17 protein-coding genes are annotated in these 25,093 nt (G+C 65.5%); 8 read left to right on the plus strand and 9 right to left on the minus strand.

Features of this window, described 5'->3' with window-relative positions; genetic code table 11:
• Window positions 1-12: 12 nt before the first annotated feature.
• Both BN940_RS19155 and BN940_RS19160 read right to left on the minus strand, forming a co-directional pair.
• Window positions 13-318, minus strand: a complete 306-nt coding sequence (locus BN940_RS19155) for a Fic family protein (RefSeq protein ID WP_158386213.1) — start codon at window positions 316-318, stop codon at window positions 13-15.
• Window positions 296-766, minus strand: coding sequence for a hypothetical protein (locus BN940_RS19160; RefSeq protein ID WP_158386215.1), 471 nt, complete (start codon window positions 764-766; stop codon window positions 296-298). Before BN940_RS19160 ends, BN940_RS19155 begins: the two co-directional genes overlap by 23 nt.
• Before the next feature lie 735 nt (window positions 767-1,501).
• On the opposite strand from BN940_RS19160, the gene BN940_RS00010 reads away from it, so the two are divergent.
• Window positions 1,502-2,743 carry an ATP-binding protein gene (locus BN940_RS00010; protein ID WP_043678778.1) on the plus strand — a complete coding sequence of 414 codons (1,242 nt, stop codon included), beginning with the start codon at window positions 1,502-1,504 and terminating at the stop codon, window positions 2,741-2,743.
• Between the two features lie 210 nt (window positions 2,744-2,953).
• Here the strand turns inward: BN940_RS00010 and BN940_RS00015 are convergent, their stop codons facing one another.
• Window positions 2,954-3,457 carry a DUF4351 domain-containing protein gene (locus tag BN940_RS00015; protein WP_052355472.1) on the minus strand — a complete coding sequence of 168 codons (504 nt, stop codon included), beginning with the start codon at window positions 3,455-3,457 and terminating at the stop codon, window positions 2,954-2,956.
• Between the two features lie 538 nt (window positions 3,458-3,995).
• Here BN940_RS00015 and BN940_RS00020 point away from each other — a divergent pair.
• On the plus strand, window positions 3,996-5,951 hold the full coding sequence (locus BN940_RS00020; protein ID WP_206778294.1) for a beta strand repeat-containing protein: 1,956 nt from the start codon (window positions 3,996-3,998) through the stop codon (window positions 5,949-5,951).
• A gap of 221 nt (window positions 5,952-6,172) precedes the next feature.
• Here BN940_RS00020 and BN940_RS00025 read toward each other — a convergent pair whose 3' ends face one another.
• From BN940_RS00025 to BN940_RS00040, 4 genes are all read right to left on the minus strand, one after another.
• On the minus strand, window positions 6,173-7,714 hold the full coding sequence (locus BN940_RS00025) for a methyltransferase regulatory domain-containing protein (protein WP_043678782.1): 1,542 nt from the start codon (window positions 7,712-7,714) through the stop codon (window positions 6,173-6,175).
• A gap of 147 nt (window positions 7,715-7,861) precedes the next feature.
• The gene (locus BN940_RS00030; RefSeq protein ID WP_043678785.1) at window positions 7,862-10,384 is read right to left on the minus strand and encodes a beta strand repeat-containing protein; all 2,523 of its coding nucleotides are present in this window, start codon (window positions 10,382-10,384) and stop codon (window positions 7,862-7,864) included.
• Between the two features lie 498 nt (window positions 10,385-10,882).
• Entirely contained in the window at window positions 10,883-12,427 is a 1,545-nt protein-coding gene (locus tag BN940_RS19165; RefSeq protein WP_043678788.1) for a hypothetical protein, read from the minus strand.
• A 226-nt stretch (window positions 12,428-12,653) separates the two neighbouring features.
• Window positions 12,654-14,636 (minus strand): acyltransferase family protein, encoded by a 1,983-nt coding sequence (locus BN940_RS00040; protein WP_052355474.1) that lies wholly within the window; start codon window positions 14,634-14,636, stop codon window positions 12,654-12,656.
• A gap of 167 nt (window positions 14,637-14,803) precedes the next feature.
• Between BN940_RS00040 and BN940_RS00045 the strand changes: the two genes are divergently transcribed.
• The 6 genes from BN940_RS00045 to BN940_RS00070 are packed head-to-tail and all read left to right on the plus strand — an operon-like array spanning window position 14,804 to window position 21,773.
• Entirely contained in the window at window positions 14,804-15,550 is a 747-nt protein-coding gene (locus BN940_RS00045) for an ABC transporter permease (RefSeq protein WP_084330419.1), read from the plus strand.
• The gene (locus tag BN940_RS00050; protein ID WP_043678793.1) at window positions 15,540-16,883 is read left to right on the plus strand and encodes an ABC transporter ATP-binding protein; all 1,344 of its coding nucleotides are present in this window, start codon (window positions 15,540-15,542) and stop codon (window positions 16,881-16,883) included. Before BN940_RS00045 ends, BN940_RS00050 begins: the two co-directional genes overlap by 11 nt.
• A gap of 34 nt (window positions 16,884-16,917) precedes the next feature.
• The gene (locus BN940_RS00055) at window positions 16,918-17,808 is read left to right on the plus strand and encodes a class I SAM-dependent methyltransferase (RefSeq protein ID WP_052355476.1); all 891 of its coding nucleotides are present in this window, start codon (window positions 16,918-16,920) and stop codon (window positions 17,806-17,808) included.
• Window positions 17,809-17,836: 28 nt separating this feature from the next.
• Window positions 17,837-19,675, plus strand: coding sequence for a glycosyltransferase (locus BN940_RS17735; RefSeq protein WP_052355477.1), 1,839 nt, complete (start codon window positions 17,837-17,839; stop codon window positions 19,673-19,675).
• Between the two features lie 33 nt (window positions 19,676-19,708).
• The gene (locus BN940_RS00065) at window positions 19,709-20,581 is read left to right on the plus strand and encodes a hypothetical protein (protein ID WP_052355478.1); all 873 of its coding nucleotides are present in this window, start codon (window positions 19,709-19,711) and stop codon (window positions 20,579-20,581) included.
• 16 nt (window positions 20,582-20,597) lie between these two features.
• Window positions 20,598-21,773, plus strand: a complete 1,176-nt coding sequence (locus BN940_RS00070) for a hypothetical protein (RefSeq protein ID WP_052355479.1) — start codon at window positions 20,598-20,600, stop codon at window positions 21,771-21,773.
• Here the strand turns inward: BN940_RS00070 and BN940_RS20055 are convergent.
• Both BN940_RS20055 and BN940_RS00080 read right to left on the minus strand, forming a co-directional pair.
• A complete protein-coding gene (locus tag BN940_RS20055) occupies window positions 21,715-23,772 on the minus strand; it encodes an acyltransferase family protein (protein ID WP_052355480.1) in 2,058 nt (685 codons plus the stop codon). The genes BN940_RS00070 and BN940_RS20055 overlap by 59 nt on opposite strands.
• Window positions 23,773-24,031: 259 nt before the next feature.
• Window positions 24,032-24,976 carry an Rpn family recombination-promoting nuclease/putative transposase gene (locus BN940_RS00080; protein WP_043678795.1) on the minus strand — a complete coding sequence of 315 codons (945 nt, stop codon included), beginning with the start codon at window positions 24,974-24,976 and terminating at the stop codon, window positions 24,032-24,034.
• Between the last annotated feature and the right edge of the window lie 117 nt (window positions 24,977-25,093).

The raw sequence follows: 25,093 nt of genomic DNA on the forward strand, positions 1-25,093 counted from the left end.
CTGGCCTGCGGGTCACGCATCAAGTCCTGCGACAGCACCCGCATGCAGGTTCTTGAAAGTGAAGGCGTCAAAGCCCACCTCGTCGGCGTCCTCGATCAACATCTCGATGGCTGCCTTGTGATTCAGGATCATCTGCGTTTCGATGACATCCTTGCCCTTGGCAACCTGGCCGAATTCGATCAGGTTCTGGGTATCGAGCCGGCTGTAGGTGTTGCCCTCCAGCCTGGACGAAGCCCACGACAGATCGACCAGCAGCCGGCCCAGGATGTCCCTGGCGTAGGTTCCTGCAGGCCGTTCATTGGCAGAGGTGCGCCCCATTTCGTGCAGCTGGCGTCGCCAGCGACTCGGGCAGGTAGAAGGTCGTGCCGGGCTGGTAGTCTTCCAGAAACTCGCGTTGGTACCCGGCCGGTCGGCGATGCATCAGCGGGAGTCGAACCCGATCGCGAATGGCCGCCCCTTCTGGGGACACCGGAACATACAGCTCAGCCTCGGCCGTTGCCGTGGCGGCGAGTGTCAGCGAAGCGCTGGCTGGTACAACACCGCCGGAAATCAGTTTATAGACCAAGGCGATGCTTTCGCCCTCGGTGGTGATGCGCTGCGACTCGATCAGTTTCTGCAGGCGGCGCTGTAATGTGCGGCGGTTGGGCTTGTCGCCGTGGCGCCGCGCAATCTCGGCCTCGATGGCGGTGATGCCGATGCCGCTCGGATGCGCCGCGACGATGGATTCGATCCGGTTGAGTTCTTCGGCCAGCGCGGCTGGTAGCATCGGATAGCCTCCTTGCGGTGAATCTGTCGTGCAATGTCGTGCAGGAGTGTCAAGCGCGACACTATTATGTCGCGGAATATGTCGCGCTTCAAGGCATGGTCGGCCAGACGCTGGCTGATTCGCAGCATGGGTCTGATCGCACCGAACATTGACCCCGGAACGCCGCGGCCGAAAGGAGCATCGGCGGCGCAACAGCTACTTCACTCCACAGTCAGAAGCTCCAGCGGTGCGTATCCTCGCGGTACGCCACCTCGTTTGAAGCACAGCGCTGCGGTCCCAGGCTGGTCGAGTTGGTGGCGCAGGGCGGCGGCCATGCCCTGGATTCAGAGGCAGCTGCCAGGCTATCGACTGGTGTTCACCCGCGGAACACATCCTCCAGGGCGGCAGCGTCCAGGATGTTCAATGACCAGGTCTCCAGGTCCTCCATGCCGGCCGCGCGGGATGCGCTGCCCCACGCCGGCATCCACCTTTTCTGGCCTTTCGGGAGGAAAGCACGGTCGTTGCCGGGCTGGTGACAGACAGACGATAAGCGGCAAAGCCCGATGAATCATAGGCCGGGAGCAGGCAGACTACACCGCTCACCGCCTTTGCCGGCGATGGGGTCGGGGGATTTTTGCGTTTGGCGAACGTGAAACCTATCCGTTCCGCAATTCACGCGACTTGATTCCGATATTTACGCCCATTGATTCCGTAATTTACGTTGTTGATTTCCGAGATTCACGATACCATTCCTGCATGAATGTGGTATCCCTTTTCCCGCGCTGGATCGAACCGCGCATCGCTGAAGCGCTGCTGGACACGCCAGTTGTGTTGTTGGCAGGTCCTCGTCAGGCTGGCAAGACAACGCTGGTACGGCAAATCGCAGAACAACAGGGATTGCGCTACCTGACCATGGATGACGAGCTGACATTGCTGTCGGCACGGGAAGATCCGGTCGGGATGATTCGTAGCTTGGATCGTGCAGTGATTGATGAAATCCAGCGTGCGCCTCAGCTCCTGCTGGCCATCAAGAAGAGCGTGGACGAAGACCGGCGTCCTGGCCGCTTCCTGCTGACCGGTTCGGCCAACTTGATGGCACTACCCGCCGTGGCCGACTCACTCGCTGGCCGAATGGAAACCCTGTCGCTGTTGCCTTTGTCGCAGAGCGAAATCGAGTCGCACTCGGCGAACTGGATCGATGGCGTCTTCGCAGGTCGGATACTCAAGGTGGATCAGCCTGCACTGGGCAATGACCTGGTCGAACGCGTGTTGCGTGGCGGCTACCCCGAAGCTATTTCACGCGCCTCGGCCAAGCGCCGTGTCGCGTGGGCGCGTCAGTACACCGACGCGATCATTCAGCGTGATGTGCGTGATGTGGCAGGCATCGAGAAGCTGGATCAGCTGCCGCGATTCCTCCGGGCCTTGGCGCAGACGGCAGGCCAGATGTGCAATTACACCCAGCTCGGCGGCCAGGTCGGATTGGATGGCAAGACGGCCTCGCGTTACGTCGGCGTATTCGAGCGGATGTACCTGCTCAAGCGGATCGATGTCTGGGCACGCAACCGCCTGAGCCGGGTGGTGAAGACGTCCAAGCTGCAGTTCATAGATTCCGGTCTGTTGGCGGCGTTGCTGGATCTGACCTTTGATGAGGTGCGTCAAGACCGCACGCGGTTTGGCAACGTGCTGGAGACCTTTGTCTTTGGTGAACTGCTCAAGCACACCACCACGGCTGATGGCGACTATCGCCTGATGTACTACAGGGATGCGGACAAGTTCGAGGTCGACGTCGTGATCGAGAATACGGCCGGACAGCTGGTCGGGGTCGAGGTGAAAGCTGCAGCCACCGTCAAGGAAGGCGATCTTCGTGGGCTGAAGAAGCTGGCCAGCCTGGCGGGCAGCCAATTCAAGATGGGCGTGTTGCTGTATGACGGCACCGAGACGATGCCCTTGGGGGACGGAATCTGGGCGGCGCCGCTATCGAGCTTGTGGGGCACCTGAGGCCGCGCCCATATGATTTGCCAAGGAGCCCAATATTGACGAACGGCCGCATGAGTGGTCGTCAGTTTTTCGAAGACGAGTTAACGCCGTTAACTATGGTGCAGTTCCTGCGATTTGCGTTGCAGCCCCCGATCCTCGTCCTGCAATGTCACCGCCCCCCTTGCAGCTTGGCGCTGGCCGCGCAGGTCACAAAGAGGGCTCTGGCGCTGTTCACCCGCGGAACACATCCTCCAGGGTGGCAGCGTCCAGGATGTTCAACGACCAGGTTTCCAGTTCTTCCATGCCGGCCGCGCGAATGCGCTGCACCACGTCGGCGCCCACCGCACCGAAGCGGCGCTGAAGCAGGCGCAGCAGCAGGTCGGCCTGGCCCTTGACCTGGCCCCGTTCCAGGCCCTTGGCAATGCCGCGCCGCTCGGCAATCATCACATAGCTCATCTTGCGCTCCCGTTCCAGGCGTTCCACCGCCGCCAGATACACCGGCTCCAGGTCCTTGGGCAGCCGCAGCATCCATTCGATCAGCCGCAGCAGCGGCTGGATCTGCTCATGGCCATAGCCGTACCCGTACAGCATCCGCACCAGGGATACCGCCGGCGCCACCCGCCGCGTCCCGGCCCGGTACCGCACGGCCTGCAGCTGCGCCATGACCACCACCGCAAACGGGTTCGTGCGCGCCAGCGATTCCAGTTCGTCCCAGCGATCCAGCCACTGGGACAAGTGTACATGTGGACCAGAATCCAGGCATCGGCACCGGCCCGATGGCGCACCCGCACCAGCCTGTCGGCATGCAGCCGCCCACGGCCGGGCGGGCCATCCGGCACGCCGAGGGCCTGCAGTTCCTTGTCCAGGAACTGCGGGGCGACCGACCAGTCGATGGCCGGGTACAGGTCCGGGGCCAGCAGCTCGATGGCCTGCCGGAAGAAGACCTCCATGGCCTCCTTCCAAGGACTGTCGTGGTCGTCGGCCGGGGAGGGCGCAGCGGCGCCTGCGCCGGCAGCAGGCGCAGCATCGTTCCGAGCGGGCATGGCGGGCTTCCGGATGCGGGAAGCCTCATTCTGGGCATGTCCCCACCACCCCGCCAGACTGGGAAGTACGAACGGATGAAAGCATCATAGTCATGCCTCCGCACCCTCATTTTCTGGCCGTTCGGGAGGAAAGCATGGTCGTTGCCGGGCCGGTGACAGACAGACGATAAGTGGCAAAGCCCGATGAATCCTGGGCCGGGAGCAGGCAGACTACACCGCTCACTACAGGTGTGGACAATATCGTCGGTACTTCTGGTAACGATATCGTCAATGGCTATATCGGCGCTGCCAACTCCACGTTGACCGCTCCTGACGTCATTGACGGCGGCGCTGGCAAGGACGTGCTGAATGTCACTATTGATAACGCCGGTAATGCGTTGGGCAATGCGGATATCAAGAACATCGAAGTCGTCAACGTGCGTTCCCTGGCTGCAGCCACTGTCGACGCAAGTCAAGTTGCCGGCCTGCAGGAAGTCAACCTGGATCGTGGTACTGCTGCGCTGACAGTCTCCAATCTGGCTAAGGATGCCTCTGCTGGCTTGATCGGTAATGGCGTGGCCACCTTGGGCGCTTTGACCGCAAGCTACGTTGCTGCCGCAACATCTGCCAATATCTCTGTTACAGGAGGAACAGGGGCAATGGCCGCTGGGACTCTCACCATTTCTGATGGCGCTGGCCTTACGTCCGCTACCATTACTGGTTCTAACGGTGTCAATACAATTAATGGTGTAGCGTTCGGAACTGGCGCGGGTACGGCCGACAACGTCAAGGCTGTTACCATCGACGCCCAATCCAACCTGACCACCGGCAACATTACCGGCCTGGCCGCCAGCACGGCGATCACCGTCAAGGGTGCTGGCACCGCCAACATCGGTACGTTGCAAGCCACTAATGTCGTCAGCGTGGACGCCTCGGCCAACACGGGCGGCGTGACTGCTGTGCTGAACAATGTCACCGGGATCAAATTTGTCGGCGGCAGCGGCAACGATGTCGTTACCACGGGCGCCGTACTGGCTGGCACCGCTTCGGTGGATGCAGGCGCTGGCACGGCTGATCGCCTGGTCGTGGCTGACTCCACCCACGTTACCGCAACTGTCGGTAAGTTCTACAAGGGTTTCGAGCAACTGCAAGTGCAAGATGGCGTGTCGGTCGATGTCGAGCACTTGGCTGCTGGCAATACGATCGATACCATTCTCATCAATCAAAGCAGTACGACTGCTACCGGTGTGACTAACCTGTCTGCCGCTCAGGCAGCCAATGTCGCGATTCTTGCTGCTGGTGGTACGAATGCTATCACTATCGGGGTGAAGGATGCGACCGTCACTGGTCAGATCGACACCGTCAAGGCAGCTCTGACCACGACCACGGCTGCTGGCGCCGCTAACACCATTGATCTGACCAACTTGACGCTGACGGGAGTGGAAAAGCTGGTGCTGGACGGCAATGGTACCGTGGCTGCCGCGACTGGTGGAGTGACGCTGACAACCACGAATGCGATCTCGCTCGACAGCATCACCCTCAGCAATGCTGGTGTGAACAGCATCACTATTGCAGGGGGTCAGACGGCAACCAACCTGATCGTTGACGCCTCGGGTTCATCGGGTGCTACCACCATCAATGCCTCGGCGTACGCCGTTGGTACCGGTGCTCAACTCCTGGGTGGCTCCGGAAATGATACGCTGACCGGTTCTGCCAATAACGATATCATCAAGGGTGGTGCTGGCAACGATACGATTACCGGTGGTGCTGGCATCGACAGCCTCTCTGGTGGTGCAGGTGCCAATATCTTCGTATTTGCTGCTGGTAGCTCGGCTGCCAACAGCGTTACGGGTTATGACACCATTACCGACTGGGCGGCCGGCACTGGCAACAAGATAGATTTTGGCGGCACCAATCTGGCGGCGGTTACTCACGCGACGGCACCGGTGACTGGGACGGCCAGCATCAATGCTAATGGCTTGGCGACCTTTGCTGGAACGGATACCACTCTGGCTGCGCAGCTGACTGCTGTCGGTGCGGATGCTGCTGGTACCTCCGTGGTCTGGGCTAATGGTGGCAACAGCTATCTGTTCATCACTGATGGCAACGCGGGTATCGGGGCCAATGATGTCCTGATCCAGCTGACTGGCGTGAATGCAGCCGCTGGCCTGACCTTTGCTGGTGGTGATATCACGGCGATTGCGTAATCAATCTCCCGATTTATCAGGCAAAGCCATTCGTAAATAATTTCCTGAATTCTGTCCGTTGGGCTGGATTCAGGAATATGCGACGGATGTTATTCTGCAGCGCTACCGAATGAAGTTCAAAAGAGCTTCTGAGGGCTAGCACGAATGGAATGAAACGCCTGAGCCAGTACGCAAAAGGCCTCGCAATTTCGGTTGCGAGGCCTTTGTTCTGCTGCTTTCCGTCACGCCACCTGGAGCGCCTTCAACAAAGGCACCCCCTTTTCAGCGAACTCATTGGCCTGGCGGGTCAGTTCGGCCAGGTTATCGTCGGGCGACTCCAACGTCTTGCCCTCCTTGATGATGCGCTGACCCTGCGCCTCGATGATCCGCCAGGCGTGCTGCGCCCACTCCTGCGCATTCTTGCGGCCTTGGGCCCGAGCCAGCAGGAACAACTGCTGGAATCGGCGCACCGGCACACCACCGCCCAGCACCGGACTGGCCAGCACCTCGACGTCATTGGAAAACTGCGCACGCTCGATCAGATGGCGGTTCAGCGCATCGCAGCGCTTGTGCACCTGGCGTGCAGCCGCCTCGCTCTGGCAAGGGGCCGCCGCACTCGTGCCTACGAGTACGGTCAGCGCCTCGAGGACCTGAACCTCTTGCAACGCGGGCAGGGCAGCCACCAGTTCACGCAACGTCTTGGGTGCGTACTGGTTGCTGGCCAGGGCATCCAGGACGGGACGGTACACCGCTTCCTGCAGCGTAGCCTCGCCGGCAGCCGCAGCCACTTTCAGCGGAACATCGGCCGCATGCTGCTGCAGGACAAAACGGGTCTGCAGCAATTGCTGGTGGCGCAGGACCGGCGGCAGGCGGATAGGGCCTCGCACATAGAGATCCTTGCGGAACTGCTGGTTCACGAAATAATCACGTGCCTGCTCACGCAAAATGGGATGGCCGATACTTCCGAGGAACGTCTGCGCATCGGGACTGAGGTTCACCGACTCCACCGCATCGAGCGGTGCAGCCGTGCAGGCGAAATCCAGCTTGGCGGGCGACAAGGCATCGACCACGTCAGTGAAGTACATGCAGTTCCACTCGCGGTTGAAGTATTCATGGGCCAGGTAGTGGCGGTTTTGCTCCATGATCTTCTTCAGCCGTTCAGGCAGATGCGGCACGGCCTTGAGGTAATTGGGCTGCGCGGCGAGCAGGCCCTCGGAGAATTTCATCGCGGCCTCGACCCGCTGCACGGCCCCCGTGGCGCCGGGAATAAAGCGGTCGTGCAAGGCAAAGAGCTGGCGCAGCGGATAGGCCGGCGACCAGCCCGGAAAGCAGTTGTAGCTGATGTACAGCAGCCCGCCGGGTTTCAAATGGCGGCGGGCGAACTCGGCAATGATCTTCTGATTGTCGCGGCTCACCCAGGTCCAGATGCCGTGCAGGCTGATGCTGTCGAACTGCGGCAGGTCGGTGCGTGCCAGCAGCTGCTCGAAGCTGTCGTCAAAGAGGCGTGCGCCGCTGCCCGAGATGGCGGCCAATTGATTGGCGTGCGCCGCATGGGCGGGATTGAAGTCGGTGCCCACGAAACTGTCCGGGCTGGCTGCCGCATGGATGTTGATCGAGACTCCCTGACCAAAGCCCAGTTCGCAGTGCTGCTGCTGCGCCGCATCGGGTGCGGCAAAGCCGCGCAGCAGCAGGCAGAAGCGCTGGAACACGGGGTTGATCTCGCGGTAGTAGCCATAGGTGTAGGCCACGTCGGTAAAGTAGCCTTCGTTCCAGACAGTGCTCATGATGTTTTAGTGATTGGCAGGGGACATGCCCAGGATCGGGTGATGTGCAATGATATGTGAAAAACCCCCGTCCTGAACCAGGGCGGGGGTCGGCCTTATCCGTCTTAACGCTTCCCGGCCTATGGCCGGGAATAATGCAGGATGATATCAGAGGGAAATATCGTTGATCGTGAAGTTCACAACGCCTGTGATTTGGATGGCCAGATCAGCCGCGGCATTCCAGTTGCCGTCACCATCGGCATCCACGAACACGTAGGTATTGCCACCATTGGTGCCAATAGCCACGCCACGATCACCTGCCGCATCGGCAAAGAAATCGGCAATCTGCATCTGGAAGTTGCCGCCACCCAGTGCTTCAGCCAGAGCGCCCTTGTTCACTGCATCCGCCGCGGCATAGCCGGTGAAGCCGAACGAGGACAGGTCAATCTTGTCAGCCTGGTTAGCGCCTGCAGAGGCTGCCGTGGTAAACGTGGCGATTGCTTCCACCGCACCAGCATCGATCTTGCCATCGGCATTGGTGTCCGTGAAGCTCACGTCCGAAGCCGACTTGTAGATGATGGTATCCGCCTTGCCAGCGGCTGCCAGCGTAATCTGATCGTTTCCGGCACCACCGTAGATGGAACCACCGTCAGTAGCCTTGTAGGTATCCACACCAGAAGAACCCTGGTAGGCAATCTGCGTGGTGATAGCCGAGGCGTTCAGCGTGATGTCGCCGCTGGAGCCGGTGGCATCGACCTTGGCCAGCGTGTTGCCTGTATTCGTCACTTTCGTGAAGATGATATCGCTGTCACCTGTCAGCGTCAGGGTAGTGGCATTGGCAATGATCAGGTTATCGAACGTGGTGCTATAGGCATTGGCCTTCAGCCCGGTATCGATGGTGGCTACGGCGGAGTGAATATTGATGTTCTCCACGTCGGCAATAGTGGTGCTTGTTTTGAAGATCACGTTACCATCAGCAGTGCCATCGTTGTTGCCATCGTTGATAGCCACATTGATATGCACCGAGTCAGCCTTGCCGGTAGCATCCTTCAGAACGATTTGAGTGGTGTTGGCCAAGTCAAAGTCCGCATTGGTCTTGGCCTTGCTCATCACATTCAGCGTGAAATCCGCACCAGCGTTGATGAGCTTGGTGGCAGCAGAGAGTGCGCCGTTGACGGCCTCGTCGATCTGCACCGTCTCGAAGCCGCCGAGCGACACGTCGTAGTCGCCCTTGCCACCGGATACATCCAGCGTTTCGAAGCCGGAGATCAGCTTGGAATTGGCAGCCGTCCAGGTTGCGGCGTCGGTGATGTTGATGAGATCGGTGCCTTCCCCGCCAGCGATCGACTTGAAGCTGGCCAGTTTGGCGCCCACGTAGATGGCATCGTTGCCGGCACCCAGGTCGACTGTCGTGTTGGCGGTCACTGTAGTGTCCATGTCGAATACGTCATTGCCAGAACCGCCCTTGACGGCGGCGGTGGCGCTGCTCTGAATATCGGCCTTCACGCCGCCGGTGTTAGCCGAAGCGTCGAAACTGGTCAGGGCGGCGGTAAAAGCCGCGCCTGTCAGGTTGACCGAACCTGCGCCAGTGACGGTGACAACCTTGGCGGTAGCAGCGCTGTCGGTGAAAGTCAGCACGTTGGTGCCGGTAGCGGCCACGGAAAGCGTGGTGGCGACGTCAGCCTTCGTGGAGTTCACCGTGACGTAGGCATTGTTGGCAGTCACATTCAGCGTGGTGGCCTTGGCAGCGGTGGCCGTACCCAGATCAACGGTATTGGCGGCATCGGCCTTGCCTACGGTGTCCAGGGTCAGGTTCAGCGTGGCGGCCGTGGAGCCGTCAAAGCTGGCATTCGAGTTTTGGCCACGGACGGTCAGGTTGGCGACACCGCCCAGGTTGCTCACAAGGCCGGCGGTGGTGCTTTCAGCCACAACCACGGACTCGACGCCGGTGGTGTTGGCCAAGCTCAGCGAAGCGCCGGCGTTGGCAAAACGCACTTCCACGTTTTCGATACCCTTGAGCGTTGCGCCCACGGCAGCGGCTTCAAACAGCGTAGCCTTGAGGGTATCAGTCCCCGCGCCGCCGTCGAGCACGTCGACGTTCTGCAAGGTGTTGATCAGGGCGCCCGCGCCGTTCTGTGCAGCAGGCGCATTGAAGGTGTCATTGCCGGCAGTACCGGTCAGATTATCTTGATTGACAGTGAGCGTGAAAGTCTGGCCCGGGTTGCTGTCAGGCGTGAACGGCGCGTCAGCACGGCCTTCCTTGTAGCCGTACTCGTAGAAGTGATTGGCCAGGCCATCACGCTGCGCATCGGTCAGCGACGTGGCGTCGGCGGCAACGCCGAACGCGGTAGCCAGGTCGGCGTTGCCCTTGGCATAGGCCAGCAGGCTGGCGTCGGTCATATTGGCGGCGGTGGCCGAGGGCACGCGGCCTTCGTTGATGCCGTAGGTGACGAAGTGTTCGAACAGCTGGGCGCCGGTCAGGCCGGAGGTGACCAGATCGGGATTCGCGCTGAGGTAGTACTGGACGTCGAACCACGGGGCCGGCGAACGGCTGGACACGCCATTCAAGGCTTCAGCTGCGCCGTAGTTGACATAATGGGCCCAAGCTGCGTCGACCGTGTTGATACCGGCTGCAATCAGATCGGGATTTTGCGTCAGGTAGTACTGCGCATTGAAGTACGGATTAGCCATATTGATAATCATCCTAGTTGTTGCGGGTCACACCCATCGATGGATGTTAGCTGTAGCCGGCCAATCGACCCGGTGTCGTCATACCCAGCATCCAGTAACACGGCGAAGTCTAAACAGAACGAAAAACCATGTCAATCGGTGCCGGCCCCACAGCCGGCGCGGTGCTGCGCACGCCGGCTGCCGTTTCGGATGCCGCCCGCGCCGGAACGGGCGTGAGCGACAGGACATCCTGTCGATTCAGCAGGATAAGGGCCAGTCTACACTGGGCGCCTGGACGCAAGGGCCTTCCCCGCGCCAAATGGGCATCTTGGCGCCGAATCCGGCCCGAGGGTTGCGTTTCCACAACAGACAGGCCGGGCCGGAGCGGCTTTATATGGACATTCCGGATATTAATAAGGTAGCCGCCCCGGCGATGTGGACCGCCCCTACGCCAAGGTCAGGGCCCCCCGGCCAGGGCGTCGGACACCGCGCCCAGGTCCCGGTCGTCCACCGAGGCGATCAGGCGGATGCCGGCGCCGCCGCCATCCAGGCCGCCATCGGCGTCATGGCCCAGCCAGACGGTGCCGGCCGCATCCTGCCAGAACGCCAGCACCGCCCCGCCTGGCGCCCCTGCGCGGCCAGGGCGGCGTCCACGTCGGCGGGGTCGTCATACGCCTGGCCGGCCAGAACCCGGATGCGGTCCGCGCCGGACACGGCCAGGTCGCCCAGCATGATCGTGTCGCGGCCGCCGCCCAGTGACAGCGCCACGCACTGGTCCGGGTACGCCTGCGGCGCCAGGATGAAGACGTCGTCGCCCGCGCCGCCCACGATCCGCAGCATATCGCCGCCCACCAGCGACAGGTCCGCCGAGACCCCGGCGGTGGAATCCGAGGCATCCAGCAGGGTCAGGCCGGGCGTGGACAGCCGCCCCAGGTCCAGTACCGCCTGTGCGTGCACCCGTACCACGGAAACGCCGTCCAGCACCGCGGACGCGGGACCCATATAGGCGGGGTCCGGTGCCCCGCCTATGCCGGCCAGCGACGAGGCGCCCGTCGCCGTGATGTCCAGCGCGTCCAGCGTGCCCGCGCCCAGGGCATCGAAATACAGCCAGGCGCCGCCCGTTTTCAGTTCGGCCCGGTCCAGCACGATGGATTGCGTGGCGGCGCCGTCCAGCGCCTGTCCGCCATAGGTGAGGGTGATGTGGTTCACGCCGAAGGCCGGGTCGCGCACCGCCACCTGGTCCCGCACGGCCAGTCCGACCAGGCTGTCCAGATGCCGGACCGTGACCGCGCCGGCCGACTGCTCGACGGTGACCGTCTGCAGGCCATGGGCGTAGGCGGCTTCCAGCGTGGTGAGGTAGTGGGCGGTGAGCCGCAGGTGCTCGACGCCGTCCATGCGCAGGGGAATGGTCCCGCCCACGGATTCCAGCGCCAGGGTGTCGAAACCGCCACCGCCGTGGATCGCGTCGCCGGGCTGCAGGGTGTTGGTCTGGGCGCCGCCCGCCCACAGCGTGGGGGCCAGGAACAGATCGTCGGCCTCCGTGCCCCGCAGGGTTTCGATCCGCTCGCTCAGGTGGAACAGGTGGGCGTCGGCCGGCGGCGGGCGGTCGAAGGGGATGGCGTCGCGGTCTTCGGCGTAGCCATATTGATAGAGATGGCGGGCCAGGGCTTCGTGCTGGACGGGGCTGAGCCGGGCGGCGTCGTGGATGCCGAAGGCCTGCCGCAGGTCGGCGTTGGCGGCGGCATAGGCGGCCAGTTCGTCATGGGTGGCGTGGAAGCCTGCCGCGGGCGCGCGGCCTTCGGCGATGCCCCAGGTGGCGAAGTGGGCGAAGAGATCCGCCGGGGCCAGGCCGGCGGCGGCCAGGTCGGGATGCTGCGCCAGGTACCACGCGGCGTCGAACCAGGGGGCCGGCGCCCGGCCGGGAGGGCCGGCCAGGGATTCGGCGGCGCCGTACTGCAGGTAATGGCGCCAGGCCGCCGATGCGGTGTTCAAGCCGGCCGCGAAGACGTCGGGGTTCCGGCTCAAGTAATGGGAGGCGTCGAAATACAGGGTTGGGTCGATCATTTTCACGGGTCGTCCTTTTCGATGTGATGACACACAAATGAAACCGCCTGTTACGTCATGCTCCGGAGCACCCGTACAGCGTAAGGAAAGGACGCGCGAGGAAAGTCCGGTTCAAGCGGGTCGAACCCGTGTTTTCCGACCGTAATGTTTTGCTACATCAATGATATTTTTGATTGTTTTCCCTATGAAAATATTATTTCATATTAATAATTACCAGGTTTCAACATTATTGCCCCAGGATTTCCGCACCGGAGCCATCCAGCAGGCGCTCCGCCAGGTAGCGGGCGCCGGCGGCCGACAGATGCAGCCCGTCCACATAGGTCAGGTCGCCGGCCGCGGGTCCCAGCCGGGCCAGGCAGCCTTCCTGGGGATTGCACATCAGGTCGACGGCCGACAGATAGGCCAGCCCCAGGCGCTGCGCCCCGGCCGCCATGGCCCGGTCGTACTCGAATGCATTGGGCAGCAGGCCGAAACGCATGAATCCGGCCGGGGCCTTCCCGTGCCGCACGCTGTAGTTGAGGATATTCTGCTGCAGGCTGAACCGCCAGAAAGGCAGCGGCCCCAGCACGACGACCCGGGCATGGGGCCAGGCGGACCGGATGATGTCGCGGGTACGGCCCAATTGCGCCAGCAGCGCATCCGGGCTGTCCGCCGCTTTCGGCCAGAACGCATGCAGCAGCACGACGTCCGGCGGGGTGTCGCGCAGTTGCTGCAGGACGGTGTCGTTGATCGAGGACAGGGTCCGCTGCATGTTGTTGCGGCGGCTGTCGTCGAACAGCGGCGCCGTGGCGTCCGTGGTGGCCTGCCACAGGACGAAGCCGCGGGGGCCCTGCAGGGGCCGCAGCCCCGCCGACAGGGCAGCCGCGCTGGAATCGCCCCACAGCAGGACGCTGGGATGGCCGGCCGGGAAGCAGCCCTGATCCGGCCCGGCCAGGCTGCCCGCGTACACCTGGTTGTGGCAACTGCCTTCGCCGATGCCGCGCCGCCACGGGCCGTCCAGCAGGTTTGCCGCCACCAGGGGGCGGACGGACGGCGCAATGCGGGCGGGCACGCCCTGCGCATGCCAGAGCCACAGCCCCAGGACGGCGGTACAGGCCATCGCGGCGCCCAGGCCGATGATCGCGCGGCGCCGGATGGGCCGCTGGCGCACCGGGCTTTCGACGTACCGGTAGGTCAGCCACGCCAGCAGCAGGCTCAGCGCCAGGCCGGCCGCATGCATCCAGGACCAGTAGCGGGGCGGCACGTCCGTCAGCGCGGTATTCGCGAAGGCCAGGATCGGCCAGTGCCAGAGATACAGGGGGTAGCTGATCAGCCCGATCCAGACCAGGAGCCGGCGGCGCAGCAGATGCCGGTTGAGCCAGGCGTCGGGCCCGCACCCCAGCAGCAGCAGGGCGCCCAGCACGGCGGGCAGGGCGCCGAAGCCCGGGAACCAGCCCCCCGGCCGCAGCCAGACGAAGCTCAGTCCGATCAGGGCGACCCCGGCGATGCTCGACGGCCCGCGCAGGCGCCGCAGCCCCCATGCCCGGGACAGGCGCCGCGGGCGGGATCCGCCGTCCATCGACGCCAGGGCCAGCAGGCCGCCCGCGCCCAGTTCCCAGAACCGGGAAAAGGGAGAATAGAACGCCCAGTTGCGATCCGCGTCCACCAGATACGCGCTGTAGCCCAGCGACAGCAGCACCAGCGTCCAGAGCACCCCGCCGCGGAAGCGCCGCAGCCGGAATGCCGCCCACAGGATCAGGGGCCAGGCCAGGTAGAACTGCTCTTCGATGCCCAGGGACCACAGGTGCAGCAGCGGATTCGATTCCGCCACCCCGGTGAAATAGCCCGTCTCGCGCCCCAGCGCCAGGTTCGCCACGAACGCGGCGCCCGCCGAGACGTTGCGGCCCAGCCGGGCATAGTCGCCGGGCAGCTGGATCACGGCCCCCAGGGCCATGGCGGCCAGCAGGACCACGATCAAGGCGGGGAAGAGCCGGCGGACGCGGCGGGCATAGAAGTCCGCCAGGCTGAACGTCCCCTCGCGCAGGCTGCGGGCCAGGATCCCGGTGATCAGGTAGCCGGAGATCACGAAAAAGAGATCGACCCCGGCGAAGCCGCCCGGCAGGGCGGCGGGAAAGGCGTGGTAGACCAGCACGCCCAGGACGGCCAGGGCACGCAGGCCATCGATATCCGGGCGATAGGGAAGCGTCGCGGCATGCATGATCGGAAACAAGTGGTCATGTAACTTCGCGAGTGTAGACGACAACTCCACGCCGGCCGGGGCGAGCCCGTATAATCGAAGTTTGCCCAGCCACCCCATTGCCTTCGACTTTGCCCTCACCCGATTCGACGAAGACGCGCCTCCAGGCCCTCTGGCGGCAGCGCGCACTGATCCTTCGCATGACCTGGCGCGATATCCTGGGGCGCTATCGGGGATCGGCCGGCGGCCTGGCATGGTCGCTGCTCACGCCCATCCTGATGCTGGCGGTCTACACCATCGTCTTCAGCGGCATCTTCAAGGCGCGCTGGTCGGACGACGCCGCATCGCCGCTGGACTACGCCCTGCAGCTTTTCGTGGGCCTGATCGTCCATGGCCTGGCGGCCGAATGCATCAACCGCGCCCCGGGGCTGGTCGTGGGCAACGTCAGCTACGTCAAGCGCGTGCTGTTCCCCCTGGACACCCTGCCCGTCATCAACCTGCTGTCCGCCCTCTTCCATTCGGCCATCAGCATCATGGTGCTGCTGGTGTTCTTCGCCTTCGTGGAACACCACCTGCCGGTGACGGCGCTCTGGCTGCCCGTGGTGGTGTTTCCCTACCTGCTGATGCTGGCCGGCGTCAGCTGGCTGCTGGCGGCGCTGGGCGTGTACCTGCGCGACATCGCGCAGCTCATGGGCCTGGTCACCATGATCCTGATGTTCCTGTCGCCGGTCTTCTATCCGGTCGCGAAGCTGCCCGAACGCTTCCATGTGTTCTTCCACCTGAACCCCCTGACCCTGATCATCGAGCAGGCGCGGGTGGTCACCCTGAGCGGCGGGATGCCGAACCTGCCCGCGCTGGGGCTGTACACGCTGGTCGCCCTGGCGGTGGCCTGGGCGGGGCTGTCCGCCTTCCACAAGATGAAGAAGGGGTTCGCGGATGTCCTCTGAGCAGGCGACGCACGCCGGCGAGGTCGTGATCGCCGTCCAGGGCGTCGGCAAGACCTTCCGCCTGTACAACCGGCCGCAGGACCGGCTGCTGCAGCATTTCACGCGCCGCACGCTGTATCGCGAATTCCGCGCCCTCGAAGACATCAGCTTCGAGCTGCGGCGCGGCGAGACCGTGGGCATCATCGGCCGCAACGGCTCGGGCAAATCGACGCTGCTGCAGATGATCTGCGGCACGCTGACGCCCACCCGGGGCGGCATCACCGTCCACGGCCGGGTCGCCGCCCTGCTGGAACTGGGCGCCGGGTTCAACCCGGAGTTCACGGGACGGGAAAACGTCTACCTGAACGCATCGATCCTCGGGCTGACCCAGGCACAGATCGAGGCCCGCCTGGACGATATTTTCGCCTTCGCGGAAATCGGCGATTTCATCGACCAGCCCGTCAAGACCTATTCTTCGGGCATGTACGTGCGCCTGGCCTTCGCGGTGATCGCGCACGTGGATGCCGACATCCTGGTGATCGACGAGGCGCTGGCCGTGGGCGACGCGCTGTTCACGCAGAAATGCATGCGCTTCCTGCGCAAGTTCCGCGAGACCGGCACGATCCTGTTCGTCAGCCACGACAGCCAGGCGGTCACCAACCTGTGCCAGCGCGCGGTGTGGCTGCGCGACGGCCGCATCGAACGGCAGGGCGCCGCCAAGGACGTCTGCGAATCCTACCTGGCCTGGCTGTTCGGCGGCAAGAACCAGGCGCAGCAGCCCCAGCCGGACCGCGCCCCGGCGGCGCAGGCCGAGCCGGAACACTGGGTCGATGCCCGCCAGCCGTTCATCAACGCCAGCAACCTGCGCAACGACCTGCAGGTCTTCCGCTTCGACCCCGACGAGGAGGCCTTCGGCCGGGGCGGCGCCGCCATCACGGACGTGCACCTGGCCACGCCCGAGGGCGCGCGCCTGGCCTGGATCGTGGGCGGCGAAATCGCCGTGCTGACGATCCAGGTCCAGGTCTCCCAGCCGCTGGACCGGCCGATCGTCGGCTTCTACGTCAAGGACCGCCTGGGCCAGACGCTGTTCGGCGACAATACGTACCTCAGCTACGCGGATGCGCCGCAAGCCGCGACCGTGGGCCAGACGCTGACCGCGCGCTTCCGCTTCCCCATGCCGCAGCTGCCGGCGGGCGACTATTCGATCGCGGTGGCGGTGGCGGACGGCACCCAGGAAGACCACGTCCAGCACCACTGGATCCACGACGCCCTGCTGTTCCGCTCCCAGTGCAGCGCCGTGGCCGCCGGCCTGGTCGGCATCCCGATGCTGGGGATCGACCTGTCCGTGGGCTAGGGCCCGCCCCTATTCACCAAGGAGTCGCACAGCCATGTCGCGCTACGACTACCGCTTCAACCCCGAAGACGACGGCACCGCGGCGCAGCTCTGCCGCCTGGTCGGCCCGGGCCGGCGCGTCCTGGAACTCGGCTGCGCCGCGGGGGCGATGTCCGCGGTGCTGACGCGCCACTACCGCTGCAGCGTCAGCGGGATCGAGGCCGACCCCGACGCGGCCGCCGAGGCCCGCGCACACGCCGACCGCGTCTGGGTGGCCGACCTGGACGCCAGCGGCTGGGAAACCCTGCCGGGCGGCGACCGCTTCGACGTGGTCCTGGCGGCCGACGTGCTGGAACACCTGCGCGACCCGCTGGCCTGCGTGCTGCGGGCGCGCGATCTGCTGGCCGACGGCGGGCGGCTGGTCATCTCGGTCCCGAACATCGCGCACGGCGGCGTCCTGGCGGCGCTGCTGTGCGATGCGTTCCCGTACCGGGACACCGGCCTGCTGGACCGGACGCACGTGCATTTCTTCACGCGCCACAGCCTGGCGCAGATGCTGTGCCGGGCCGGCTTCGCCATCGACACGGTCCAGACCGTGGACACCGGCCCCTGGCATCCCGAATTCGCGGCCTACTGGCGGGCCCTGCCGGATGCGCTGCGCGAGGCGCTGGCGCAGAATCCGGCCGGGCGCGCGTACCAGATCATCGTCCAGGCCCGCTCCCTGCCCCAGCCGTCCCCGCAGGCGCTTCCGGCCCTGGCGCACGACGCGGCGCAGGACCAATGGCTGGCGTCCCTGGCCGCGCGGCTGGCCGCCGGCCCGGCGCTGCGCGCCGAGGCCGAGGCCGCCCGCGCCGAGCGGGACCGTGCGCTGGCCGAACTGGCCGCCATGCGGCAATCGCGCATCTGGCGCTGGAGCGCGCCGCTGCGCCGGCTGCGCCGCCCCTGATCCCCGCGCCCCCATTCAGGAGCCCCCCTTGCCGCCCCTCGTTTCCGTCGTCATCCCGTCGTACAACCACGCCCGCTACCTGCCCGAGGCCATCGCCAGCGTGCTGTCGCAGCGGGACGTGGCCCTGGAACTCATCATCATCGACGACGGCTCGCGCGACGAATCCTGGGCGCTGATCGAGCAGGCCGCGCGGCAGGATTCCCGCATCCGCGCCCATCGCCAGGAAAACCAGGGCGCCCATGCCGCGATCTCGCGGGGCCTGTCGCTGGGCGAAGGCCGATTCCTGACGATCCTGAATTCCGACGACCGCTACAGCCCCGGGCGGCTCGCCACCCTGGCGGCGCTGGCCGATGCCGGCGGAGGGCTGGACTTCATCGCGACGGGACTGACGCTGATCGACGAGGCAGGCGCGCGGATCCCCGACCACCCCTGGCTGGACGAATACCGGCGCATGGTGGCGGGCGCGCACCGGACCGGCTTGTGGCCGGCCCTGCTGGAGCGCAACTTCACCGTATCCACGTCGAATTTCTTCCTGCGCCGTTCGCTGTGGCAGGCGCTCGGCCCCTTGCGCCCGCTGCGCTACAACATGGACTGGGATTTCGCGCTGCGGGCCTGGGAGCACGATCCGGCCCGCTTCGCCTGGCGCGACGACCTGGTCCTGTGGGAATACCGGCTGCACGGGCACAACACGATCCTGGGCGGCCTGCCGACTTCGGCCATCGAGGCCAACCACCTGCTGTACGGCGTCATGCGGCGGCACTACGGCGTGCCGGGCACCGCCCTGGCGGGCCTGCGACGGCACCACCGGCTGATCCGCCACCAGCAGGTCGCCCGCATCGCGCACGCCCGCGACACCGAATGGGATGCCCGCCTGCAGGCGGCCCTGGACCAGGTGCGGGAGGCCCACGCCGGCTGGGCGCGGACGCGCGACGCCCACGAGGCGGCCCTGGCACAGCTGGCGGCCCTGCAGGCCTCGCGCAGCTACCGCCTGGGCCGCGCCCTGACCGCGCCCGCGCGCTGGCTGCGGCAGCGCCGGCCCGCGCGGGCCGCCGGCATCCCGACACCGCCGCCAGCCGCCGGCGCACTGCCCGCCTACCGCGAAATCGCCCTGCCCGCGCCGCTGCAGGGCCCGGTCCCGCGGGTGGCGGTGCACCTGCACCTGCATTACCCGGACCTGGCCGACGAACTGATGCGGGAAATCCTGCACCTGCCGCAGCCTTTCGATCTGTTCGTGACCACGACCCGGCCCGCCGGCGAGCTGCGTGCGCGCATCCAGGCGGACTGCCCCGACGCCCGCGTCTGGGAAACCCCGAACCAGGGCAAGGACATCGGCCCCTTCGTCGACGCCCTGGTCCGATACAGGCTGGACCGCTACGACCTGGTGCTCAAGCTGCACGGCAAGAAGAGCCGCAACCAGCCCGGCTACCTGCAGGTCATCCGGCAGCTGTTCGGCCCCGACATCCAGGACGGCGACGACTGGCGCCGCAAGCTGATCCGCCCCCTCGCCGGCAGCCGGGACCGCGTGCTGCGCATCTACCGGGCCTTCGCCGAAGACCCGGGCATCGGCGCGGCGGGCGCCGCACGCTTCATCTGCACCGCGCCCGATGCGGACGCGGCCGCCTATAATGCCCTTTGCCGGCGCCTGGGCATTCCCGACGGCGTGCGCTTCTTCGCGGGCACGATGTTCTGGATCCGCGGCAGCGCGCTGACCCCCATGCTGGATGCTGGCATGACGCAGGCGGATTTCGGCGTGGCCCCCCAGGGCCAGGTGGAAGGCTCGCTGGAACATGCCTGCGAGCGCGTGTTCGGCCCGCTCGCGACGGCCGGCGGCCGTTATCTGGCAGGCCTGGCCGACCTGAACATCTGACAGCAACCCAGCACGCTCCCCGAACGGCCCGCCATGCCCTCCACGGATTATTTCGACACCCCCGTCTTCCTGATCGCCTACAACCGCCTGACGCCGCTGCAGCAGGTGGTGTCATGGCTGGAGACGGCCGGCTATACCCAGCTGCACATCATCGACAATGCGTCCGACTATCCGCCCCTGCTGCAGTGGCTGGCGGACAGTCCGCACACGGTGCACCGCATGGACCGCAACCACGGCCACCTGGTCCTGTGGAAGTCCGGCGCATTCAAGGACATCATCGAGCACCGGCCCTTCGTGCTGAACGACTGCGACGTGCTGCCCGGCGAGGACTGCCCGCGCGACATCGTGGCGCGGCTGGCGGCCATCCTGGACCGCTACCCCGCGTTCACCAAGGCGGGGCTGTCCCTGCGCATCGACGACCTGCCGGACCACTATGCGCTCAAGGCCCAGGTGCAGGACTGGGAACGGCGCTTCTGGGAGCACCCCCTGGAAGACGGCGCGCTCTACGAAGCTGCGCTGGACACGACGTTCGCCTACTACCGCCCGGGCATCGGCCCGGACGATCCGCGCTGGTGGCGCTCGCTGCGCACGGCGCCGCCCCTGACGGCACGCCACCTGCCCTGGTATTCCGACACGGCGCATCCCACCGAGGAAGACCTGTACTACCAGTCCCATCTGCGGGAAATGTCTTCCCAATGGAGCACCACGGACCCGGCGATCCTGAAAGAGCAGAACATCAAGCTGCAGATGCAGGTGCATGCGCTGCAAAAGGAACTGGCCCTGCTGAAGCAGGGCATCTGGCCGCATGCGCGGGCGCGGGCGCGGCAGCGGCTGGTCCGCGCGGCGGACCGGCTGGGGCTGGGCGCGGTCCTGCGCGCCTTCTACCATCGCATCCTCAAACGCTAAGGCCACACGGACATCCATGGAATATTTCTTCACATCGATCAACAACGCCTACATCCCGAAAGCCGTCACGCTGGCGCAATCGCTGCGGCGGGTGTACGGGGAAGAAGCGCACGTGACCTGTATGCTGTCCGATGCGCGGCGCGAGGACATCGACTATTCCGCCTTCGACGAAGTCCTGACCATCCCGGACCTGGACCTGCCCGTCGAATCCCTGGAAGCCTGGATCTTCAAGCACACGGTCGTCGAGCTCTGCACCGCGGTCAAGCCCTGGGCATTCAAGAAGATCTTCCAGCGCCACGACGCGCGGCGCGTGATCTACATGGACCCCGACACGGTGGCCTATTCGCGCCTGGAAGAAGTCGAGGCCGCCCTGGCGACGCACCCCGTGGTGCTCACGCCCCACGTCACCGTCCCCGCGCAGCACACCCAGGATCTCCTGGACGGGGAAATGCTGGGCTGCCTGCGGCATGGCGTCTTCAACCTGGGATTCCTGGCGCTGGCGCCCGTGGGCGAAGGCGCGGCCTTCCTGGACTGGTGGGCGGCGCGCTGCCTGGACTGGTGCTACGACGACAGCCCCAAGGGCCTGTTCACGGACCAGCGCTGGATCGACCTGGCCCCGTGCTTCTTCCAGGACCTGCTGGTGCTGCGGCACCCCGGCTACAACATGGCGACCTGGAACCTGTACTACCGCAAGCTCAGCCGCGACACGCAAGGCCGGCTGTGGGTGAACGGCGACCAGCCGCTGCGGTTCTTCCATTTTTCCGGGCACGACCTGGGCACCCACCTGCTGATGCTGAACAAGCACGCCCCCGACGAACGCCTGCTGCACGAGATGAACGAATGGTACATCGCGCAGGAAAACGAGCACGGGCACGAACGGCTGGGCCGCCGGCCGGGGGCGCACGATTTCTTCCAGGACGGATCGCCGATCGCGCGCCAGGCGCGGGTGACCTACCGCGAGAATGCCGACCTGATCCAGCGCTATCCGCGCCCCTACAGCGAACCCGGCTACCGGGAATGGCTGGACCGCGAGGCCGCGGCCCGGCCCGCGGACGCGCCCCCGGCCGCGGGCGCTTCGGTGCTGGGCGCGGCCGCGCGGTATGTGCGCCGCCATCCGCGCCTGAACCTCTGGCTCAATCGGAACCTGCCCGAGGGCCTGCAGGCGAAGCTGCGGCGCCGCCTGAACAAGTAAGGCCGTCGCGCAGGCCGCGCACCGCCATGCGCAGGCTGGCCCAGCCATGCGCGTCGATCCAGGGATTGACCAGCAGCCGGACCGCCAGCCCGGCCAGCAGCCGCCGCCGCCACGCCCGGGAAACATAGGACCGGCGAATGAAACGGACGGTATTGCGGAAGTAGTAATACCGCCGGATGGGCGAATAGCGCAGCAGGTTGATCCCCAGAATACGCACCGGGGGCGTATCGGACAGGGCGTGGCCCATGCGGACCGCCGGGTGCGCCCAGAGGCTCCAGCCGGCGGCGCGCGCACGGAAGCACCAATCGGTGTCGGTGTAGTCCACGAACAGCCAGGGATCGTAGGCCAGGCCGGCGCGCCAGGCGTCGACCGCCACCAGCATGCCGGACGTGATGAGGGTATCGACCTGCAGCGGCGCGCCGCCCGCGGCATCGGGGTCCAGCACGCGGATGTGGCCCCGATGCTCGCGAAACAGCGGATACACCCTGGGCGGGTCCTCGCGGCGGTCGTGGAAGCACGGGCCGACCGCCGCGCAGCGCACGCCCTGGCGGACCAGATCGTCGTGGGCCCGCGCCAGGCGCGGCAGCATGTCCCGCGGTGGTTCGCTGTCCTGGTCGAAGGTGGCGACATGCCGGCAGCCGCGCGCCATGGCGAGGGCGAAACCGCTGTTCAGGGCCGCGCCCAGGCCCTGGTTGCCCTCCATCGCATGGTAGACGACGCGGGCGCGCAGCGACGGCCGGGCGGACAGGTAATCGGCGCTGGCGCCATTGTCGATCAGGATGACGGGATCGGCCTGGTCGAGCAGGGCGGCCAGCAAGGCGTCCAGGACCGCCAGGTCCGGGTGGTAGCCGACCACCACGGCCGCCGGGCGCGGGCCCCCGTCGGGGACGGGCGCCGCCGGTTCCGGGTTTTCATCGACGGTCGTCTGGATCATGGCCTGGCGAATATACCGCACCCGGTGGCGCAGGAAGGGCGCCTCGATGCAGCGGAAGGTCAGCCACGAAAGCGGGACGAGCGCCAGGAAGCACGGCAGCGCCATGGCCAGCAGCAGGTAGGGGTTGGAGAGATCGAACAGGTGGCGGTCGATCCAGGCCGGCATGTCGAACACGAAGAAAAAGTGCAGCAGATACAGGGAATAGGAATACGCTCCGACCTGCGCCGCGAAACGCGCCCACCAGGCGTCGCTGCCGGTGAACGCCATGTCGTACCAGGCGATCAGGAGCGCATAGGCGATGCCCTCGAACAGCGTCAGCACCAGCCAGACCGGCGAGGGCGACGGGTAGGACGGGTTCGTGTAGAAGCCCCCCGCCTGGTCGAACCGGTACCAGAACACCAGGAAGGCCATGAACGCCGCCGCGACGAGCAGCCCCTTGCCGCGCAGCTTTTCCCGGTGCTGGTAGCACGCCATGCCCAGGATGAATTGATCGGCGCGGCCGAATATCGTCCAGTACGCCAGGCTCTGGACTTCGCCATGCAGCAGGAAGTAGCCGCAACGCACCGCCAGGGGCAGCAGCAGCAGGGCGGGCAGGCCCCACGGCCAGCGGCGGGCGATCAGCAGCAACCCCGGCAGCAGCAGGTAGAAATGCAACTCCACCGCGATCGACCAGCCGCCGTTGGGCCAGACCGGATACACGAAGCCCGCCAGCAGCTCGTCGCGCACGTAGCCCTGCAGATCCAATGTGCCCGCATGCCAGCGCTGCAGGCCCACCAGGAGCATGACGAACGCCAGCAAGGGGGCCAGCCGGAGGAAGCGGTTCCACAGGAAGGGCAGGAACGCGATGTCGCGGCCATCGAGCAATTTGGCGAACAGGTAGCCGCTCAAGGTCATGAACAGGGCGACGCCCGTATGGCCTTCCGTGAAGAATGACAGGGGGAACATCAGCGGCGGCGCCAGCTGCCCCTGATTGAAATGCATGAAATGCCACGCGAACACCGTGAAGGCCGCCAAGGCCCGCATATGGTCGAGCGCCTGGAAATACTGGCCGGACGAGGATTTCATGTTTCGGAAATCGTCACGGCCGCGACGGCCGGCGCAACCGCGCAAAAAAGCGGGCGACCCAGCCAGTGGGGGTGCGGAAGATCGGGGCGGCGCATGGAAGCGTGCTGAACAGGTAGGAAAACGTGCCGAAGGCAGGGGCGGCGCCTATTGTACCGGCAAGGCGAGCCATACCGGCCGGATCCCGCGCAACGCAAGGGCCGCCTGCCCGATGAAGGAGCGAAAAGACGCAGCCCGGGCATGCGCGGCCGACGACGGGAGGTCAACGTCCGAACACGGCGTCCAGGCTCGCGGCATCCAGCAGGCGGTCGGACCAGGCTTCGAGGTCGGCCGCGCCGGCCGCGGCGATCCGGGCCGTGACGGCGGCCGGCAACGGCCCGAACCGCCGCGTCAGCATCCGCTGCAGCAGCAGGGCCTCGCCTTCCTGGCGGCCTTCCTGGCGGCCTTCCTGTTTATGCTGTTCGGCCCACTGGACGAACCGTTCCGCCAGCTTCATCTTCAACTCCTTCAAGTCCCGGACCCTGGGCAAGGCCATCGCATGGCCGCTGCGCCTTTCCAGCACGCCATGCATCCAGGTGGCAAAAGTGCGCCGCAACTCCGGTTTATCTTCCAGCATTTCTCCCACCAAGTCCACCAGATCGAGCACGTCGCGCTCGCTTTCGGGACGCTCCATGCGCATGACCGCAGCCACCAGGTTGCGCAGCCGCGCCAAATGCGCCGCAGAATAGCGGTTCTCGTCCACCAGCACATATTCCAGCCGGGGCAGAAAGCGCGCCAGGCGCCCCGGCAGCCGCGGAATCAAAGCGGCGATGTCGGTCGCCGCCCGCCAGCGGCCATCGCCGTTGTAGAACACGATGGGCAGCACCGGCGGCAGGCGATGGCCGGGCAGCACGTCGCCCCGGCGGATCAGGTCCTGGTACAGCAGCCCCACGTAAGTCAGCATCCGCACCGGCATCCACGGGTCCACCGTACTCTGGAATTCGATCAGCAGGTACAGGTACATCCACTGGCCGTCGGCCCGTACCCGCCAGACGATGTCGTCGGCGCGCTCGCGCAGGTCATCGGTGACGTAGCTGCCCGACACCCGTTCCAGCGTCGTGTAGTCCAGCCCCCGCAGCCATTTGTCCGGCACGAAGCCCACGATCAGGTCGCGCACCATCTCCGGTGAGGAAAACAGCAGCTTGCAGGAGGCATCGTGCCTGCCCATGGCGCTCTCCGATCGCATCGGCATCGGAAGCCATGGTGGCAGAGGCCGGCATCGGCCGCCCGGCCGTTCAGGCCCTTTTGAACTGTTTTGTCACTGCGGGAAAATACCCGGCCGGAT

Source organism: Castellaniella defragrans 65Phen (assembly GCF_000612685.1).
GTDB classification, from domain to species: domain Bacteria; phylum Pseudomonadota; class Gammaproteobacteria; order Burkholderiales; family Burkholderiaceae_B; genus Castellaniella; species Castellaniella defragrans.

Coding starts and splice junctions, on each gene's coding strand:
- BN940_RS00025 (WP_043678782.1), bottom strand. CDS start 7,714: ATGAGCACTGTCTGGAACGAAGGCTACTTTACCGACGTGGCCTACACC.
- BN940_RS00080 (WP_043678795.1), bottom strand. CDS start 24,976: ATGGGCAGGCACGATGCCTCCTGCAAGCTGCTGTTTTCCTCACCGGAG.
- BN940_RS00030 (WP_043678785.1), bottom strand. CDS start 10,384: ATGGCTAATCCGTACTTCAATGCGCAGTACTACCTGACGCAAAATCCC.
- BN940_RS00010 (WP_043678778.1), top strand. CDS start 1,502: ATGAATGTGGTATCCCTTTTCCCGCGCTGGATCGAACCGCGCATCGCT.
- BN940_RS19155 (WP_158386213.1), bottom strand. CDS start 318: ATGGGGCGCACCTCTGCCAATGAACGGCCTGCAGGAACCTACGCCAGG.
- BN940_RS20055 (WP_052355480.1), bottom strand. CDS start 23,772: ATGAAATCCTCGTCCGGCCAGTATTTCCAGGCGCTCGACCATATGCGG.
- BN940_RS00070 (WP_052355479.1), top strand. CDS start 20,598: ATGGAATATTTCTTCACATCGATCAACAACGCCTACATCCCGAAAGCC.
- BN940_RS00045 (WP_084330419.1), top strand. CDS start 14,804: ATGACCTGGCGCGATATCCTGGGGCGCTATCGGGGATCGGCCGGCGGC.
- BN940_RS19160 (WP_158386215.1), bottom strand. CDS start 766: ATGCTACCAGCCGCGCTGGCCGAAGAACTCAACCGGATCGAATCCATC.
- BN940_RS00065 (WP_052355478.1), top strand. CDS start 19,709: ATGCCCTCCACGGATTATTTCGACACCCCCGTCTTCCTGATCGCCTAC.
- BN940_RS00050 (WP_043678793.1), top strand. CDS start 15,540: ATGTCCTCTGAGCAGGCGACGCACGCCGGCGAGGTCGTGATCGCCGTC.
- BN940_RS19165 (WP_043678788.1), bottom strand. CDS start 12,427: ATGATCGACCCAACCCTGTATTTCGACGCCTCCCATTACTTGAGCCGG.
- BN940_RS00055 (WP_052355476.1), top strand. CDS start 16,918: ATGTCGCGCTACGACTACCGCTTCAACCCCGAAGACGACGGCACCGCG.